At 72.6% G+C, this 1,157-nt stretch carries 1 protein-coding gene and 1 pseudogene; one reads left to right on the top strand and one right to left on the bottom strand.

Annotated features, from left to right (window positions below):
- Positions 1 to 233: pseudogene (locus ABT247_RS33550) on the bottom strand (hypothetical protein); the annotation flags it as partial.
- 135 nt (positions 234 to 368) lie between these two features.
- Between ABT247_RS33550 and ABT247_RS33555 the strand changes: the two are divergent.
- Positions 369 to 1,157: thiamine pyrophosphate-binding protein (locus ABT247_RS33555; RefSeq protein ID WP_350750403.1), on the top strand; the 789-nt coding region annotated here is incomplete at its 3' end.

Here is a 1,157-nt window from a genome sequence, read left to right on the forward strand (position 1 = left end):
CCGCCCTCCCGCTCTCCCGCCCCCCGGCCGGGCCGCGGCGGCGAGTACGCCGATCCGGCCCCACGGCAGCGCGCGAGCCGGACGCCGACCGGCCCGCCGACCGCGGCCGGGGTGCCGTGCACCGCTGCGGCGGACACCGCCCGCGACCAGCGGCCCAGCCCGCCGGCGCCCGCCGCCGGCCGGAGCGTCCCGGCCCCGAGCGCCATCGGCACACCCGCGCCCGACTTCCACATTCTGTTGAAACGCCCCTTGACGCCCTGACGGGCCCGACTCTACCGTGCTTCCACATACAGAAACCGTTCTTCCGTATGGTGGAATTCAGGAGATGAGCCCTCCGAGCCACTGCGGGCCGACGCAGGAGAGACCCGATGCCTCGTATGACAGCCGCCCGCGCGGCCGTGGAGATCCTCAAGCTCGAAGGCGTTGAGGTCGCCTTCGGCGTGCCGGGCGCCGCCATCAACCCCTTCTACGCCGCGCTCAAGGCCTCCGGCGGGATCCGGCACACCCTGGCCCGGCACGTCGAGGGCGCCTCCCACATGGCCGAGGGCTACACCCGCGCCAAGGCCGGCAACATCGGCGTGTGCATCGGCACCTCGGGCCCGGCCGGCACCGACATGATCACCGGCCTGTACTCGGCCATCGCCGACTCCATCCCGATCCTGTGCATCACCGGCCAGGCGCCCGTCGCCCGGCTGCACAAGGAGGACTTCCAGGCCGTCGACATCGCCTCGATCGCCAAGCCCGTCACCAAGGCCGCCACCACCGTCCTGGAGGCCGCGCAGGTCCCGGGCGTGTTCCAGCAGGCCTTCCACCTGATGCGCTCCGGCCGCCCCGGCCCGGTCCTGATCGACCTGCCGATCGACGTCCAGCTGACCGAGATCGACTTCGACCCGGAGGCGTACCAGCCGCTGCCGGTCTACAAGCCGGCCGCCAACCGGATCCAGATCGCGAAGGCCCTCGCGCTGCTCCAGGAGTCCGAGCGCCCGCTGATCGTCGCCGGCGGCGGCGTCATCAACGCCGACGCCTCCGACCTGCTGCTGGAGTTCGCCGAGCTGACCGGCGTCCCCGTCGTCCCGACCCTGATGGGCTGGCGGAGCTTCTCGCCGATCTTGCCCTTCACCTCGTCGGCGCGGGCGACGAGTTCGTCGAAGGAGCCG

The sequence above is a fragment of the Kitasatospora sp. NPDC001539 genome (genome assembly GCF_040298565.1).
GTDB lineage: Bacteria > Actinomycetota > Actinomycetes > Streptomycetales > Streptomycetaceae > Kitasatospora.